Origin of the sequence: Glutamicibacter sp. NPDC087344, assembly GCF_044744225.1 — a bacterium.
GTDB lineage: Bacteria > Actinomycetota > Actinomycetes > Actinomycetales > Micrococcaceae > Glutamicibacter.
The window spans coordinates 528986-543157 of record NZ_JBIUXY010000001.1 but is presented as its reverse complement, the minus strand read 5'-3'; the positions used below and the strand labels follow the sequence as shown (position 1 = coordinate 543157).

Here is a 14172-nt window from a genome sequence, read left to right as displayed (position 1 = left end):
TGGATTGGAGGGGTGCCCCCCGGCTATGTACGGTAGCCGGGGTTCACCTTTACTTTTTCTTCTTCTTGGATTTGGTGGCTGTTATTAGCCTTGCAAGTCCTCCAAGGAAGATTCCTAGCCCCGCTAGGAGTGCTCCAATTTGTTCCACTTTGTACCTCCTTTCTGATAATAAGTTTACCCGCTCAAACTCCAAATAGCAAGTTGGGCAGGTAAATAAATTTATACCGGAAGTGAGGGTTCTCAACGTGGAACCCGAGCGAATTCTTACGCTGAGACTGGTCTGGGTTTAGCCATAACAACGATAGTGAAAGTGACTTGAAAGATGCTAGCAACTGGAGCATCATCACCCTCATGAGCGCCCTGTTGGTTGCCGCACTGCTGGCGATCGCCGGGCCACGGCTCCAAGACCTGTTTAACCAAGCCATCGACAGGGTGTCCGGGTTGGGATAGGCCAGCGTGCGACAGCGGAGAATCCGGCGAACCAAACGGGCCGGGCGCAGGAACTGCAACGGCGACCACGGCTCCGCTGTTGCAGAATTCGTCATGATCACCACGCTCTTGATCGTGCTGGCATTCTCCATCATCCAGCTCGCCCTGGCGCTTCACGTCCGGAACACACTCACCGATGCGGCAGCCAACGGCGCCCACTACGGCGCGTTGGCCAATCGTTCGCCAGCCGACGCGGCCGGGCGCACCCGTACGCTCATTACCGAATCGCTGAACGGTTCCTTTGCCCAGGACGTGTCGGTGGCTACTACCGTGATCGGCGAGAGCCAGCTGGTTACGGTCACGGTCAATACCAGGGTTCCGCTTGTTGGATTCCTGCCCAACGGGTGGAATCTGAGCGTCAGTTCGGATGCGGTGCGTTATGGCTAAGCGCACCCGGTTCACGTTGTTCGCGCTCTCGCGCCGCTGCCGGAGCGATGAGCGGGGCAGCGCCATCGTGGAGTTTATCTTCGCTTCCACGATCCTGCTGATCCCGATGATTTATCTGGTCTTGGCGGCTGCCGCGCTGGAAGCTGGAAGTTACGCCGTGGTTTCCGCGGCCGATCAGGCCGCAAAGGTGTTCGCCCTCGCGCAGAATCCAGCGCAGGCGCACTCCAACGCCCAAGCGGTGGCCGAACGGGCCATGGCGAACTTCGGATTCAGCGGGGCGCACACCAGTATCTCGTGCGATGCGCAGTGCCTGAGCCCCGGCTCCGTGGTGACCGTAACCGTCAGCCTCGATGTTCCGCTGCCAGTGGTTTCCGATTATCTGCGCGCGTCGGCCTTCACCGTTGACTCTACTGCGGCGCAACGAGTTGATCGTTTTGGCTAACACGTGGTTCTCCTGCCTCCGGTGCGCGCTTCGGCGCGAAGAAGGCCAATCATTGGTGCTGGCCATCGGATTGTGCGCCGTCACCTTGCTGACCATTTCGGTGGTGCTCGCCGCGAGTGCGGTGAATCTCAAAGCACGACAACTCCTGTCCCTTGCCGACGGGGCGATCGTCGCGGCGGTGGACGAATTCGAGTTTGTCGCCGATGGCGGCGCCCCGCGCATCCAGCTCACCGCCCAACAGGTTCAGCAAGGTGCTCAGCGTTACCTCGCAGATGTGGGAGCGGCTGGCAGGATCGATAATCTGGCTATCGTCTCCGTTGCGGTGCTGCCCGGGGGACAAGGCGCGGAAATTGCGCTGACTGGGACTGTCACCCCACCCATTGTCGGGTGGGTGGTGCCGTCCGGAATTCCCATCACGGTGCATTCATCGGCACGAACGGTGCTCAGTCGTTAGCGACTCAAAATCTGGAACCACACCGCCAATGGCGTACGCTTAGAAGACCATGGCAAATACTGACTTCTCCGCTGAAATCCGCTCGCTCCGCGCGACCTTCGCCGCCATTGAGGACGTGAGCGACGTTGAGCAAATCAAGGCTGACATCGCTGTCCTTTCCGAGGAAGCCGGGGCTCCGGATCTTTGGAATGATCCGGCCAGCGCGCAGATCGTCACCAGCAAACTCTCTTATCGCCAATCGGAGTTGGAGCGCCTGAACAAGCTTCGCACCCGCATCGATGACCTGGAAGTACTTGTCGAGCTGGCGGAGCTGGAAAACGACGACGATACCCTGGCCGAGGCGGATAAAGAGCTGGTCTCAATCCGCAAGTCCCTCGACGATCTGGAAATCGTGACCCTGCTGAACGGTGAATTCGACGCTCGTGGGGCAGTGGTGACGATTCGTTCCGGTGCTGGCGGCGTCGACGCGGCAGACTTTGCCGAAATGCTGTTGCGGATGTACCTGCGCTGGGCCGAAAAACGTGGTTATAGCGCCACGGTCATGGATACCTCATACGCTGAAGAGGCCGGGCTGAAGTCGGCCACCTTTGAAATCGATGCGCCCTACGCCTTTGGCATCCTTTCGGTAGAAGCCGGCACCCACCGTTTGGTTCGTATTTCCCCCTTCGACAACCAGGGTCGTCGGCAGACCTCGTTCGCGGCGGTGGAAGTTATCCCGCTGATCGAGCAAACTGACTCGATCGAGATCCCGGAGAACGAGATCAAGGTCGACGTCTTCCGTTCTTCGGGCCCCGGCGGCCAGTCGGTGAACACCACCGACTCCGCGGTGCGTATGACCCACATTCCGACCGGCATTGTTGTCTCGATGCAGAACGAGAAGTCGCAGATCCAGAACCGCGCCGCCGCGCTGCGTGTGCTGCAGTCGCGCATTCTGTTGGTGAAGAAGGCCGAGCAGGATGCTCAGAAGAAAGAACTTGCCGGCGACGTCAAAGCCTCGTGGGGCGACCAGATGCGCTCGTACGTGCTGAACCCCTACCAGATGGTTAAAGATCTGCGCACCGAGCATGAGGTCGGCAACACCGCGGCCGTGCTCGACGGTGAGATCGATGACTTCATCGACGCTGGCATCCGCTGGCGGGCCACGCAGCGTCGCCCAGGCAAATAGGACCTATATCGAGCAGTGTCGGCGTGCACCACGACGGTCCGCCGGCACTATCGATCGTGGCGTTTGAGAAAACTCACGTCTCGGTGGCCAAGGTCGGTCTCTGGCTGGCTGGCCGACAAGAACCGCTTGCCAACACAGGGTTCGGTTGAGGAAAAAATAATTTGTGCCAGCTGTTAGTAGCTGATGAATCTGGCAACACACCCACGAATGCCCCTTGATGACCATCCCATCCCGATAAGGTTTGGTTGATTGGCGCATCAGAAGACGTTTGCTCTCGAGATTGGTTTTCGTGGGTCGCGCCCCGACGAGAACTGGCGATTGAAGACATGATTAAATTCGAAAACGTCTCGATGGTTTACGAGCCCAAGCAGAAAAACGCTGCACTGGACGACGTGAGCATCGAGATTAACCGCGGCGAGTTCGCGTTCCTTGTCGGCGAATCCGGCTCCGGAAAATCAACCTTCCTCAGCCTTGTCCTGCGCGAGAAGCGGGCCACCGACGGTGCCGTCTACGTCGCAGGGCAAAACCTTAATCGCATCCCCAGCCGGCGTGTGCCAAAACTCCGTCGCAACATCGGTTTTGTGTTCCAGGACTTCCGCTTGTTGCGCGAACGTACCGTGTTCGACAACGTCGCCTTCGCGATGGAAGTTATCGGTGCCTCCCGCACACAGATCCGCGATCGTGTTCCTGACGCGTTGAAGCTTGTGGGACTGGAGGACAAGGCGCGACGCAAGCCAACCGAATTGTCCGGTGGCGAGCAGCAGCGTGTGGGCATCGCCCGAGCGATCGTGAACAAGCCAGCCATTTTGCTGGCTGATGAGCCTACCGGCAACCTCGACCGCAAAAACAGCATCGAAGTCATGAACGTGCTCGATCGAATTAACCAGAACGGCACAACCGTGCTCATGGCCACCCACGCTCACGAATTGGTCAGCGAATATCGCCATCGAGTAATTGAGCTGAACTCCGGACGTGTTGTCCGCGATGAAGCCGAGGGCCAGTACACACCAATGACAACCGTGGTGAATCAGGACGGCTCGCGGGCACTGCTTTTCGGTGATGCGCCGGATGAAGTGAACGATGAGCGCGTGCTGCCTGAAGTCGCAGACGAAAAGAAGGACGAAGACCAGTGAGACTAGGATTTATCCTGCGCGAAGCCGTCAAGGGGCTGCGCCAGAACGTCGTCATGGTCGTTTCGGTGGTCCTGGTGACTTTTGTGTCCTTGACTTTCGTCGGCGCTTCGGCGCTTTTGCAGTTGCAGATCAACCAGATGAAGGGTTACTGGTACGACCGCATGGAGGTCGCAGTCTACCTCTGCGACGACACCAGCGTCTCGCCCAATTGCGCCGGCAACTCGGTCACCGATGAACAGCGCGAATCCATTAAGACCATGCTTGAGTCGGAGCAGCTTGCCCCGTATGTGAAGGAAATCGCGTACGAGTCCAAGGACGACGCCTTCAAAAATTTCTTGGATCAGTACAAGAACTCATCGCTGGTGGATCAGGTCAAGGCCGATCAGCTTCCCGAATCCTTCCGCGTTGCCCTGGTAGACCCCGAGAAATATCAGGTCATCAACGAAGCGTTCTCTACGGTCGCGGGTGTCGATTCAGTGGTTGACCAACGTGAGCTTTTGGAGAAGGTCTTCCAGCTGGTGCGGGTCGCTTCGGCTGCAGCGGCGATTGTGGCCATCGTGATGATTGCTTGTGCGGTGTTGCTCACCGGCACAACGATTCAACTCTCTGCCATGCACCGGCGGCTGGAAACCACCATCATGCGTTTGGTGGGGGCATCGAAAGCAACAATTCAGCTTCCATTCATCATCGAAGGCGTGATCGCTTCCGTGATTGGCGGCGTGCTGGCCTCCGGGACGCTCTGGTTGCTGATGAAGTTCCTTGTTGAGGACAAACTCGCTAGTGAGAACGTTGGTGTTGCGTTCATTTCCACCAGCGAGGTTTGGCTGGTTGCTCCGCTGCTCTTGATAATCGGTATCGTTTTAGCAACAATTTCATCAGTGGTAACGTTGAAGCGTTACCTGAAGGTTTAGCCTCACCGGCCTCTCACTTCGGTTCCATCCTGTATTTTGCACTTCCAAAGGAGACCTATGCTGTCCAACGCAGTTCGGCGCAAGTTCCTGCGCGCCACCCTCGGTGGAACCATGGCTCTTGCCCTGACGTTGCCAGCAGGTCTCGTGATCGCCGACGAGCTCGATGACAAAAAGGTCGAAGTTCAAGAGAACATCGACAGCCTGGAACAGGACATGGAGTTCCTGGATGCAGACATTCAGGCAACTGATCAGAAGCTGCGAGATCAGCAAGCCCAAGTGCCGGTATTGCAGGCAGCGCTTGCCGACGCGCAGAGCCGCGTCGCCAATGCCCAGGCGGCCGTCGCGGATCTTAACGATCGTTTGATCAGCGCTCAGGGAACCCGGGACAAGGTAGCCGCCGAGATCGAAGCCAATAACGCCGAGATGGCCAAGGCGGAAGACGCGATGGCCAAGATCGCTTCCGAAGCCTACAAGCGTGGCGGAGTATCCGGCGGACTGGACATGATTCTTAACATGGACTCCGCGACCGCCATGGCCGATGGGCTTGATATGGCCAACCGCGCCATGGAATCCCAGAACTCCGCGTACAACGACCTGGCTCAAGAAAAGGCGAATAACGAGAACAACAAGGTCCGCTTGGCCGCGGTGGAGAAGGAAATTTCTTCGCTGAAGTCCCAGGCCGAGGAAGCGTTGGCCCAGGAAGAAGCCGCCCGCAACGCGGCGCAGACCGCCAAGGACGAGCTGGACTCGCTGGTTGCCAGCACCGAATCCCTCAGCGCCCAGCTGGAAGCCCAAAAGCCGCAGATCCAAGCCAAGCTTAGCGCTCAGCAGGCCGAATACGCTCAGGTGCAGGCCGATATCAAGGAACGCCAAGAGCGCCTGCTACGCGAGGAAGCAGAACGCAAACGCAAGGCAGCCGAGGCGGAAGCCAAGCGCAAGGCAGCCTACGAGGCAGAGCAGGCCAAGCTGGCCGCCGAAGCCAAGGCGAAAAAGAAAACCTATACCAAAAAGACCTACGTGCCTGAGGAAACCACCGCTCCAGCGGCACCCAAGAGCTCAGGTTCAAGCGCTTGGGGCCTGGTGAAGCCAACCACCGGTAACCGGATCACCTCCAGTTTCGGTTGGCGCCCAACACCTGCCGGCACCATCGACTACGGGGGACAGGGCGGTTACGTCCACGCCGGAATCGACTGGGGCTTCGGCGGCCAGTGCGGTTCGCCGATCACCGCTGCCGCCGACGGAGAGGTCTGGGTCGCAGGTTGGGGTGGTTCCTCCGGAAACAAGGTGACGATCTCGCACGGCGTCGTCAATGGCAATGCCCTGGCAACGAACTATCATCACATGTCAAAGGTTGCCGTCAGCGTTGGACAAAAGGTCACCCAGGGCCAGGTCATCGGCTACGTGGGTACTACCGGCAACTCCACCGGATGCCACCTGCATTTCGAAACCATCGTCAACGGCCAAGCCGTGAACCCATTGGGACTTCTCTAGCGCTAGACTTGTTACTTGTGCGCGGGAATCCGCCCGCGACATGCAAGGAGTGTCATGGCTAAGAAGAACCAAGAAGATCGTGTGATTGCGAGCAACCGCAAGGCTCGCCACGATTTTGAAATTCTCGACACATTCGAAGCCGGCATGGTGCTGACCGGCACCGAAGTGAAGTCATTGCGCGAGGGCAAGGCATCACTGGTGGACGGCTTTGGTCAGTTCTACCGCGGCGAGTTGTATATCGAGAACTGCTATATCCCGGAGTACCTCAATGGCTCTTGGACAAACCATGCGGCTCGCCGCCGCCGCAAGTTGTTGCTGCACCGCCAGGAACTGCTCAAAATCGAACGTAAGGTCTCCGAGGCGGGCCTGACCATCGTGCCTTTGAGCCTGTACTTCAAATCGGGTCGCGCGAAACTTGAAATCGGCATTGCCCGCGGTAAACGTGAATTCGATAAACGCCAGACGTTGCGTGAAAAGCAGGACAACCGCGAAGCGCAACGAGCCATGCGTGAGCGTAACCGCGGTCATGCCTAATCAGATCGCGGCTTGAGAAAAATCGGTGGCGTACCTCTCGTTGGGTTTCCAACCAGAGGTGCGCTATGATTGTTTAATGCACTTCGGTGCGGTTGTATTCGGGGTAAGCCCGAAACTGACAACAAAATACGGGGATGATCGGTTTCGACGGTGTAAGTCGCGACAGATGAAGCGGGCCGAGGACGCAAAGTTATCTCGTAAACGCTCTTTGCAAAACAATAAGTGCCGAATCTAAGCGCACTGACTTCGCTCTCGCTGCCTAAGCAGCCAGACAGTCCGTAAGCCAGGGGATGCTATCGCCCCTGATCCTTACGTCATTTAGATAGCCACTGTATCCGGCGGTTGTTGCCGCTGTCGGGTACATATTTAGGCAACTGTGCCCGGATCAGCCACTTGTTTGTGTGATGGCTGGGGCAGAGAAAATCCGCTGCAAACTGCGCCCGGAGAAGACCTGGCAACACTACATCGGACGGGAGTTCAATTCTCCCCATCTCCACCATATTAGACCCCGGAAACGTTGAGTTTCCGGGGTTTTCTTTGTGCGCGTAGTCTGGAACGCCGAAAGTGATGCCTAAAACCGGCAATTGATGTTACGCGTTAGAGTCATCCTGGGATGCGATGGCCAGCGCTTGAAATAACCGCTCGGTTGCGGTTTTGGAGCGTGTTCCCGCCCAAAATTGGCTCGCAGGTGCGATAGATCTCGCGCGAGTCTGCTCGCGGGCACCCTCATTAGCACATAGAATTGAGTAGATACCGAGAGCAAACTTGGGCGAAACATGCGGAACTAGAGCGAGGCAGTCAGTGATGGGCAAAAACAAGACCCAGCAAGTGTCACCGATTCTCGCATCGCTATACGCGGCAGTGGCCTTCTTGCTGGAAGTCGGTTTGCTTTTTGCCGCGGCCCTGGCGGCCATTGCCTACGTTCCGTGGCCGACGATCCCGGCGATCCTCGTGGTTGTTGTTCCACTGCTTGTTCTTTGGTCGCTCTTCTTTTCACCTAAAGCAGTCGTCAAGCTTCGCCTCCGCACCCGGTTGACGCTGATTCACCTGATTTACCTGGTTGGCAGCTACGTACTGTGGCTGAGCATCGACCGTTCATTCACCGAACAATCGCAGATTTGGGCGATCGCCATGCTGGCGTTCACCGGGCTCAGTGCCATCCTCATTCTTGCAACCGGCGGGTATGTTGTCCCGCACGATCGAACGAAGCGCGAACCGCAGCTCGTTCCGGCGGCCAGGCAGGATTCATCGGCGCCGCAACCGGCGCGCGGGCGACGCGCCGCACGCTGAAAACCGCGCCACCATTTCTGAGCCAGGCCGTTTGGCCTGGCTCATCGCATCTGGCCGGTCAGCGGTTCTCGGCTACCACCACGACGCGACCAGCAGGCCAAACCCGGCGGCCGCGAGCGCGCCGCAGAGGGTGCCGAAGGCGTTAAACAAACTGGTTATCGGGTAGCCATCGCGTAATAGGCTCACGGTCTGAAAGCTGGCGGTGGAGAAGGTGGTGTAACCGCCCAGGAACCCGGTTCCGATGACCAGCTGCCAAGCCTGGGGCAAAAGATGTTGTGAAACCAGCCCGGTCAGCAGGCCAAGCAAAAACGAGCCGCTGAGGTTGATGAGGATTGTTCCCCAGGGCACTGCGCTGGAAAGCCGGGAGGCGATCAGCCCTTCGATCAGGTAGCGCGCACAGGCCCCGAATCCACCGCACACGCAGAGCATCACAAAAAGCATGGTGTTCATCGGCGCGCACCGAGCACAATGCCAGCCCAGCTGGCGGCGGCCCCGGCAAGGATCGTTCCCACCAGGTAAATGACAGCGGTGCCGGTGGCCGCTGCGCCCAGCAGCAGGGCACCGTCCAGCGCGAAGGTGCTATACGTGGTGAAGCCGCCCAGGAAACCGGTACCTATCAGCAACCTGATCCGCCGGGCACGAGCCCGACCGGCCGCCCCGCGACTTAGCGACTCGTACAACAACCCCAGCAGGAACGCACCGAGGATGTTGATCCCGAAGATGGCCAGCGGAAACGCACCCAGTGAGGGAATCACCAGGCTCAGCGCCGCACGCCCTGCGGTCCCCGCGGCACCGCCGAGGAATACCAGCAGCAGGTCTGCAGGGTGCGCAAGCCGGTGAGAAAACTGGCGGCGCTGCGCATGCTGTGCGGCGCTGTCCTGTGCGGCGCCGGTCTGCGGGGGTTCGGGAACCTGTTCAGCCACGGGGCACCGCCTTGTACGCTCGGGGGCTGGCGCCCAGAAGGTTGCGGGCCCTGGATGCGGCGCGGCGGGTGCTCAACACCTCGCCGCGCCCTAAGGGGCTTGGAAGAGAAAACACGGTGTATGGCCTTCGCTCTAGCCCGGGAGGACCCAGACCAGGGAGGCATCCAGGTAGTTCAGGGTATGCGGCAGCTCGATCGCGGCCCCCGGAACCAATCCCTGGGACTTGGCGCGACGCAAAAAGTCCGGATCCTCATCGCTGATCCGCTCCACGATGGCGCGGCTTCCGGTAAAGCGGTCCAGCCTCACGGCCTTGGTGGCAGGCAGCGAACCGTCGGCAGCGGGGATCACGTCCCCGTGCGGATCGCGTTGCGGCAGGCCGAGGCGCTGGTCCAAGGCGTTGATGAAGCGGTCGGTCACCGTATGCTCCAGCGCCTCGGCTTCATCGTGGACCTCGTCCCACCCGTACCCCAACTCGTCGCGCAGGAAGGTTTCCAGCAACCGGTGGCGGCGCACCATGCGCAGCGCTTCGCGCCGTCCGCTGGCGCTGAGCGTGATCGCGCCGCGCGGGACATGGTTCACCAGCGATTTCGCGGCCAATTTCTGCACCATGGGGGTGGCCGAGGCGGGGGACAGGCCCAGCTGGTCGGCCAGCGCTCCGGTGCTCACCGGGGTGTCTTCCCATTCGGTCAGCAGGTACAGCGCCTTGAGGTAGTCCTCTTCGCTGGTGGTCAGCGCGCGCGGGTCGCGGTTGCGGGGCATGGGGACTAACGATTCAGGTAGGGAAGGATCGCCGGGTGCAGCGCCCCGTTGCTGGCCAGCGCGTTGCCGCCATGGCACCCTTCCACCCCGGCAACCGAGGTGAAACGCCCCCCGGCCTCGCGCACCACCGGCACCAGGGCGGCCATGTCGTAGAGTTCCAGCTCGGGTTCGAACGCGGCGTCGAGCGCGCCTTCGGCCAGCAACATGTAGGAGTAGAAGTCGCCATAACCCCGGGTGCGCCAAGCCTGATCCAGCAACTCAAGGAACCCGTCGAGTTTGCCGGCCTCTTTCCATCCGCTCAGCGACGCGTAGGACAACGACGCGTCGGCGAGCGAGGCGACCCCGGAGACCTGGATTTGCCGGGTGGCGATGGAGCCGGGAACGCCGCCCGGTTCGCTCACATAAGCCCCCAGCCCGGTCGCGGCATGCCAGCGGCGGGTGAGCGCCGGGGCGGAAACCACCCCGAGCACCGGCTCGTCGTCGATCAGCAGCGCGATCAGGGTGGCCCACACCGGAACCCGGCGCACAAAGTTCTTGGTGCCGTCGATCGGGTCGATGACCCAGCGGCGCGAGGAGTCGCCGTGAACCCCGAACTCCTCGCCGAGCACCGAATCGCCCGGGCGGTGCGCGGCAAGCTGCGCGAGGATCAGTTGCTCCGCCCCGCGGTCTGCGTCGGAGACCGGGGTCATGTCCGGTTTGGTATCGACCAGCAGGTCGTTGGCGCCGTAGCGGGCCAGGGTGAACGCATCGACCGCGTCGGCCAGGGCGAGCGCAAAGTCGAGATCTTGCTGCAGGGTGTATTCAGCCATTGGTGGTGCGGCGCCTAGAGGGCGCCGAGCTCCTTTTCGTGCGTAGTTTCCTCGGTGGTGACCAACCGGCGGTAGGAGGCCAGCCGCGAGGCGGCCTGCGCGCCGGTGGATTCGTCGTCGGCCCAGGCTTGCAGGGCACAGCCGGCCTCGCCGGCCGCATGGGTGCACCCGCGCGGGCAGTTCGTGGCGATATCGGCCAGGTCTTCAAAGGCGGCCAGGATGTTTTCCGGGTCCACCAGCCCCAGCCCGAAGGAACGGATTCCAGGGGTGTCGATCAGCCAGGAGCCGGGTCTCTCTCCCAGGCGCAGGGCCAGCGCGTTGGAGGAGGTGTGGCGTCCGCGTCCGGTCACCGCATTCACCTGGCCGGTGGCCCTATCCGCCCCGGTCAGCGCGTTGACCAGGGTGGATTTGCCGACCCCCGAGTGCCCCAGCACCACCGAGACGCACCCCGAGAGCAGCTCGTTCAGCTCCTGCAGGGCGCGCAGGTCCAACCGGGCGCTGGCACCGTCGGCGCTGCGCGCGTCGATCCCCGACGCGCTGGCATCGGTGGTGCGGGAGATCACCACCGGCAAATCCAGCCCCTCGTAGTGGGAGAGGAATTCACCGGGATCCGCCACGTCGGCCTTGGTCACGCACAACACCGGCTGGATTCCCGCGTCGTAGGCGGCGACCAGCGCGCGGTCGACAAATCCGGTGCGCGGTTCCGGGTTGGCGGCGGCCACCACAATCACCAGTTTGTCCACGTTGGCGACCACCACGCGTTCGGTGGCGTCGGTGTCATCCGCGCTGCGGCGCAGCAAGGTGCTGCGCTCTTCGATCCGCACCAGCCGCGCCAGCGTGTCGGGTTTGCCGCTGGTGTCTCCCACCAGCGCCACCATATCCCCGGGCACGATCGCCTGGCGGCGCAGCTCGCGGGCCCGGGCGGCGATGACCAGGCGTTCGTCGGCGGTGTCCTCATCCAGGATCGCGGTGTAGCGCCCGCGGTCCACGGTGATGATGCGGCCGATCACCGCCTGCTCATGGGCCGGACGGTCCTTGGTGCGCGGGCGTGAACCTTTTTTGTTGGGCCGCACCCGAACCGATGACTCGTCGTACTCCGAATACCGCATTATTTGGTGTCCTGCCCGGGCTGCTGGAGCATCGCGTCCCACAGCTGCACGAAGTCCGGCATGGTTTTGGCCGTGGTGGCAATGTTTTCAACCCGCACCCCGTTGATCGCCAGGCCCAGCAACGCGCCAGCGGTGGCCATCCGGTGGTCCTCGTAGCTGTCCAGGTCCGCCGCGCGCAACGGGCCGGGGGTGATCGCCAGCCCGTCCTCGCTCACGCTCACCGCTACCCCGACCTTGCCCAGCTCCTGTTGCAGCGCTGCCAGCCGGTCGGTTTCGTGCCCGCGCAGGTGCCCGATGCCGCTCAGCGTGCTGGGGGAGTCCGCCAAAGCGCACAGCGCGGCCAGGGTGGGGGCCAGCTCGGAGGAATCCGGGTAGTCGATCCCGCGGATCACCCCGGTCCCGCGCACCGTGAGCACCGCATCCTCACCGAGGGTCACCTCGGCGCCCATGGCGGTGAGGATCTGCACCCATTTGCCACCCACCTGGGTGGTTTGCGCCGGCCAGAACGGGACGCGCACCACGCCGCGGGTGGCCAGCGCGGCGGCCAGAAACGGCCCGGCGTTTGACAGGTCGGGTTCCACGGTGGCGGTGAAACCGGCGATCCGCTGCGGCGCGACCTTCCAGCCGCGCCCGTCGGGATCAACCTCCAGCTGAACGCCGAACTCGCGCAGCGTCGCCACGGTCATCGCAATATGATCCGGGGATGCCAGCGGCCCGGGCGCCACCTGCAGGTGCAACCCGCCAGGCAGCGAGGCGGCGCACAATAACAACGCGGAAATGAACTGCGAGCTGGCCGAACCGTCGATGGTGACGGTCTCAGGCAGGGTAGGGGAGCCGGCATCCATGGTGAATGGCAGCATGCCCTCCGCGCCGTGGAAGGTGAACTTCACCCCCAGCTCGGCCAGCGCATCGAGCACCGGTGCCATGGGGCGCACCCGGGCCGCCTCATCGCCGTCGAAGTCCGCCACCGCGCCGGCCACGGCGGCCAGCACCGGGACAAAACGCATCACGGTGCCCGCCAATCCGCAGCTGACCGTCAGCGGGCCGGCGTTCAGCCGCTGTGGCGGGGAAATCACCACGGTGGTTGATCCGTCGGGCTGCTCGATGCGCTCGATTCCCACACCGAAGGCCTCCAGCGCTTCAAGCATCAGCTGCGTGTCGCGGCTGATCAGGGTGTTGTGGATGGTGCTGGGGGAGGAAGCCTGCGCGGCGAGGATCAGGTACCGGTTGGTCAGCGACTTGGAAGCGGGCACCCGCACCGTGGTGTCGACCGGCGCCGCGGCATAGGGCGCGGGCCACCAGTTCAGTTCGTGGCGGGGCGAAGGGGATTCTCCGGTGCTGGGTACGGTGTTGATGTGGCTGATCCTAACTGTGCGGCCTAGCTGCTGCGGCGCTGAAGCAGATACTGTTGCAGGCGCCTGCGCGATGTCCGTCTTCGAGTCGGCGCCTGCTTAAATCCTAGCCGAGATCGGCGCGGGAATAAGGTTTGCGCCCCGATCGTTGAACCCAGTGTGACGACGATTGAAGACACCAGCACCGTGGTAGACCCCGCCGGCGCCGTGCACACCGTGCAGCGCCCGTCCCGTTCCCTGCCCGTAAACGCCGCGCAGCGCGTAGACTTTAGGGCGATGACTAACGAGAGTGTGGACGCGAACCTTCCCGAGACGGGCGCCGAGTCCGAGGCGCAGCGCCGCGAGCGTTTTGAGCGGGATGCACTGGTTTATGTGGACCAGTTGTATTCTGCCGCGCTGCGTATGGCACGCAACCCGTCCGATGCCGAGGACCTGGTCCAGGAAGCCTACACGAAGGCGTATTCGGCCTTCCACCAGTACAAGCCGGGGACCAACCTGAAGGCCTGGCTGTACCGGATCCTGACCAACACCTATATCAACCTGTACCGCAAACGCCAGCGCGAGCCGCTGCGCACCAGCACGGACACCGTTGAGGACTGGCAGATGGCCCAGGCCATGGAGCATTCCCCCTCGGGGTTGCGCTCCGCGGAGGTCGAGGCCCTGGATCACCTGCCGGATTCGGATGTGAAGGCGGCGCTGCAGTCGATCGGCGAGGACTTCCGGCTGGCGGTGTACTTCGTCGACGTCGAGGGTTTCAGCTACAAGGAAGCCTCGGAGATCCTCGGGGTGCCGATCGGCACGGTCATGTCGCGGTTGCACCGCGGGCGCAAGCAACTGAGGGAACTGCTGGCAGACTACGCGGCAGATCGTGGAATCCAGGCGGCGGCCAAATCCGCGGCCAACGTTGATGGAGGGACGAAGTAA

Annotated in this window: 17 protein-coding genes and 1 other RNA gene; 12 read left to right on the top strand and 6 right to left on the bottom strand. The window is 61.8% G+C overall.

The features are described from left to right. The first annotated feature begins 315 nt into the window (after window positions 1-315). The 11 genes from ACIOWL_RS02410 to ACIOWL_RS02360 all read left to right on the top strand — a co-directional run bounded on the left by ACIOWL_RS02410 (window position 316) and on the right by ACIOWL_RS02360 (window position 8296). The gene (locus ACIOWL_RS02410; protein WP_400381230.1) at window positions 316-450 is read left to right on the top strand and encodes a hypothetical protein; all 135 of its coding nucleotides are present in this window, start codon (window positions 316-318) and stop codon (window positions 448-450) included. Window positions 451-456: 6 nt separating this feature from the next. Further along, window positions 457-876, top strand: a complete 420-nt coding sequence (locus ACIOWL_RS02405; RefSeq protein ID WP_400381228.1) for a TadE family protein — start codon at window positions 457-459, stop codon at window positions 874-876. After that, window positions 869-1318 carry a hypothetical protein gene (locus ACIOWL_RS02400; RefSeq protein WP_400381225.1) on the top strand — a complete coding sequence of 150 codons (450 nt, stop codon included), beginning with the start codon at window positions 869-871 and terminating at the stop codon, window positions 1316-1318. The genes ACIOWL_RS02405 and ACIOWL_RS02400 overlap by 8 nt, the downstream gene beginning before the upstream one ends. Beyond that, entirely contained in the window at window positions 1311-1772 is a 462-nt protein-coding gene (locus tag ACIOWL_RS02395) for a hypothetical protein (protein ID WP_400381222.1), read from the top strand. Before ACIOWL_RS02400 ends, ACIOWL_RS02395 begins: the two co-directional genes overlap by 8 nt. Window positions 1773-1821: 49 nt before the next feature. Continuing rightward, a complete protein-coding gene (gene prfB, locus ACIOWL_RS02390; RefSeq protein WP_400381219.1) occupies window positions 1822-2937 on the top strand; it encodes a peptide chain release factor 2 in 1116 nt (371 codons plus the stop codon). Window positions 2938-3263: 326 nt separating this feature from the next. Beyond that, window positions 3264-4070, top strand: a complete 807-nt coding sequence (ftsE, locus tag ACIOWL_RS02385) for a cell division ATP-binding protein FtsE (protein WP_400381216.1) — start codon at window positions 3264-3266, stop codon at window positions 4068-4070. Continuing rightward, a complete protein-coding gene (gene ftsX, locus ACIOWL_RS02380; protein ID WP_400381213.1) occupies window positions 4067-4981 on the top strand; it encodes a permease-like cell division protein FtsX in 915 nt (304 codons plus the stop codon). Before ftsE ends, ftsX begins: the two co-directional genes overlap by 4 nt. A 57-nt stretch (window positions 4982-5038) precedes the next feature. Further along, entirely contained in the window at window positions 5039-6472 is a 1434-nt protein-coding gene (locus tag ACIOWL_RS02375; protein WP_400381210.1) for a peptidoglycan DD-metalloendopeptidase family protein, read from the top strand. 54 nt (window positions 6473-6526) lie between these two features. Continuing rightward, on the top strand, window positions 6527-7006 hold the full coding sequence (gene smpB / locus ACIOWL_RS02370) for an SsrA-binding protein SmpB (protein WP_400381207.1): 480 nt from the start codon (window positions 6527-6529) through the stop codon (window positions 7004-7006). A 130-nt stretch (window positions 7007-7136) separates the two neighbouring features. After that, window positions 7137-7505, top strand: a transfer-messenger RNA (tmRNA) gene (gene ssrA, locus ACIOWL_RS02365). 329 nt (window positions 7506-7834) lie between these two features. Then, on the top strand, window positions 7835-8296 hold the full coding sequence (locus tag ACIOWL_RS02360) for a DUF2568 domain-containing protein (RefSeq protein ID WP_400381204.1): 462 nt from the start codon (window positions 7835-7837) through the stop codon (window positions 8294-8296). Window positions 8297-8368: 72 nt separating this feature from the next. Here the strand turns inward: ACIOWL_RS02360 and crcB are convergent, their stop codons facing one another. The 6 genes from crcB to aroA all read right to left on the bottom strand — a co-directional run bounded on the left by crcB (window position 8369) and on the right by aroA (window position 13203). Next, window positions 8369-8746: a fluoride efflux transporter CrcB gene (gene crcB / locus ACIOWL_RS02355; protein ID WP_400381201.1), complete on the bottom strand. Its 378-nt coding sequence runs from the start codon at window positions 8744-8746 to the stop codon at window positions 8369-8371. After that, window positions 8743-9219 (bottom strand): fluoride efflux transporter FluC, encoded by a 477-nt coding sequence (locus ACIOWL_RS02350; protein WP_400381198.1) that lies wholly within the window; start codon window positions 9217-9219, stop codon window positions 8743-8745. Before ACIOWL_RS02350 ends, crcB begins: the two co-directional genes overlap by 4 nt. A gap of 132 nt (window positions 9220-9351) precedes the next feature. Further along, a complete protein-coding gene (locus tag ACIOWL_RS02345; RefSeq protein WP_400381195.1) occupies window positions 9352-9978 on the bottom strand; it encodes a metal-dependent transcriptional regulator in 627 nt (208 codons plus the stop codon). Window positions 9979-9983: 5 nt separating this feature from the next. Continuing rightward, complete coding sequence (locus tag ACIOWL_RS02340; protein ID WP_400381193.1) at window positions 9984-10787, bottom strand: inositol monophosphatase family protein; 804 nt, start codon at window positions 10785-10787, stop codon at window positions 9984-9986. Between the two features lie 14 nt (window positions 10788-10801). After that, entirely contained in the window at window positions 10802-11896 is a 1095-nt protein-coding gene (locus tag ACIOWL_RS02335; protein WP_400381190.1) for a ribosome small subunit-dependent GTPase A, read from the bottom strand. After that, complete coding sequence (aroA, locus tag ACIOWL_RS02330; RefSeq protein WP_400381536.1) at window positions 11896-13203, bottom strand: 3-phosphoshikimate 1-carboxyvinyltransferase; 1308 nt, start codon at window positions 13201-13203, stop codon at window positions 11896-11898. Before aroA ends, ACIOWL_RS02335 begins: the two co-directional genes overlap by 1 nt. 321 nt (window positions 13204-13524) lie before the next feature. Between aroA and ACIOWL_RS02325 the strand changes: the two genes are divergently transcribed. Continuing rightward, entirely contained in the window at window positions 13525-14172 is a 648-nt protein-coding gene (locus ACIOWL_RS02325) for a sigma-70 family RNA polymerase sigma factor (RefSeq protein ID WP_400381534.1), read from the top strand.

What these genes read in the sequence shown, in the direction of transcription:
- ACIOWL_RS02325 (WP_400381534.1), top strand. Translation starts at nt 13,525, where the DNA reads ATGACTAACGAGAGTGTGGACGCGAACCTTCCCGAGACGGGCGCCGAG.
- crcB (WP_400381201.1), bottom strand. Translation starts at nt 8,746, where the DNA reads ATGAACACCATGCTTTTTGTGATGCTCTGCGTGTGCGGTGGATTCGGG.
- prfB (WP_400381219.1), top strand. Translation starts at nt 1,822, where the DNA reads ATGGCAAATACTGACTTCTCCGCTGAAATCCGCTCGCTCCGCGCGACC.
- ftsE (WP_400381216.1), top strand. Translation starts at nt 3,264, where the DNA reads ATGATTAAATTCGAAAACGTCTCGATGGTTTACGAGCCCAAGCAGAAA.
- ACIOWL_RS02400 (WP_400381225.1), top strand. Translation starts at nt 869, where the DNA reads ATGGCTAAGCGCACCCGGTTCACGTTGTTCGCGCTCTCGCGCCGCTGC.
- smpB (WP_400381207.1), top strand. Translation starts at nt 6,527, where the DNA reads ATGGCTAAGAAGAACCAAGAAGATCGTGTGATTGCGAGCAACCGCAAG.
- ACIOWL_RS02335 (WP_400381190.1), bottom strand. Translation starts at nt 11,896, where the DNA reads ATGCGGTATTCGGAGTACGACGAGTCATCGGTTCGGGTGCGGCCCAAC.
- ACIOWL_RS02345 (WP_400381195.1), bottom strand. Translation starts at nt 9,978, where the DNA reads ATGCCCCGCAACCGCGACCCGCGCGCGCTGACCACCAGCGAAGAGGAC.
- ACIOWL_RS02340 (WP_400381193.1), bottom strand. Translation starts at nt 10,787, where the DNA reads ATGGCTGAATACACCCTGCAGCAAGATCTCGACTTTGCGCTCGCCCTG.
- ACIOWL_RS02375 (WP_400381210.1), top strand. Translation starts at nt 5,039, where the DNA reads ATGCTGTCCAACGCAGTTCGGCGCAAGTTCCTGCGCGCCACCCTCGGT.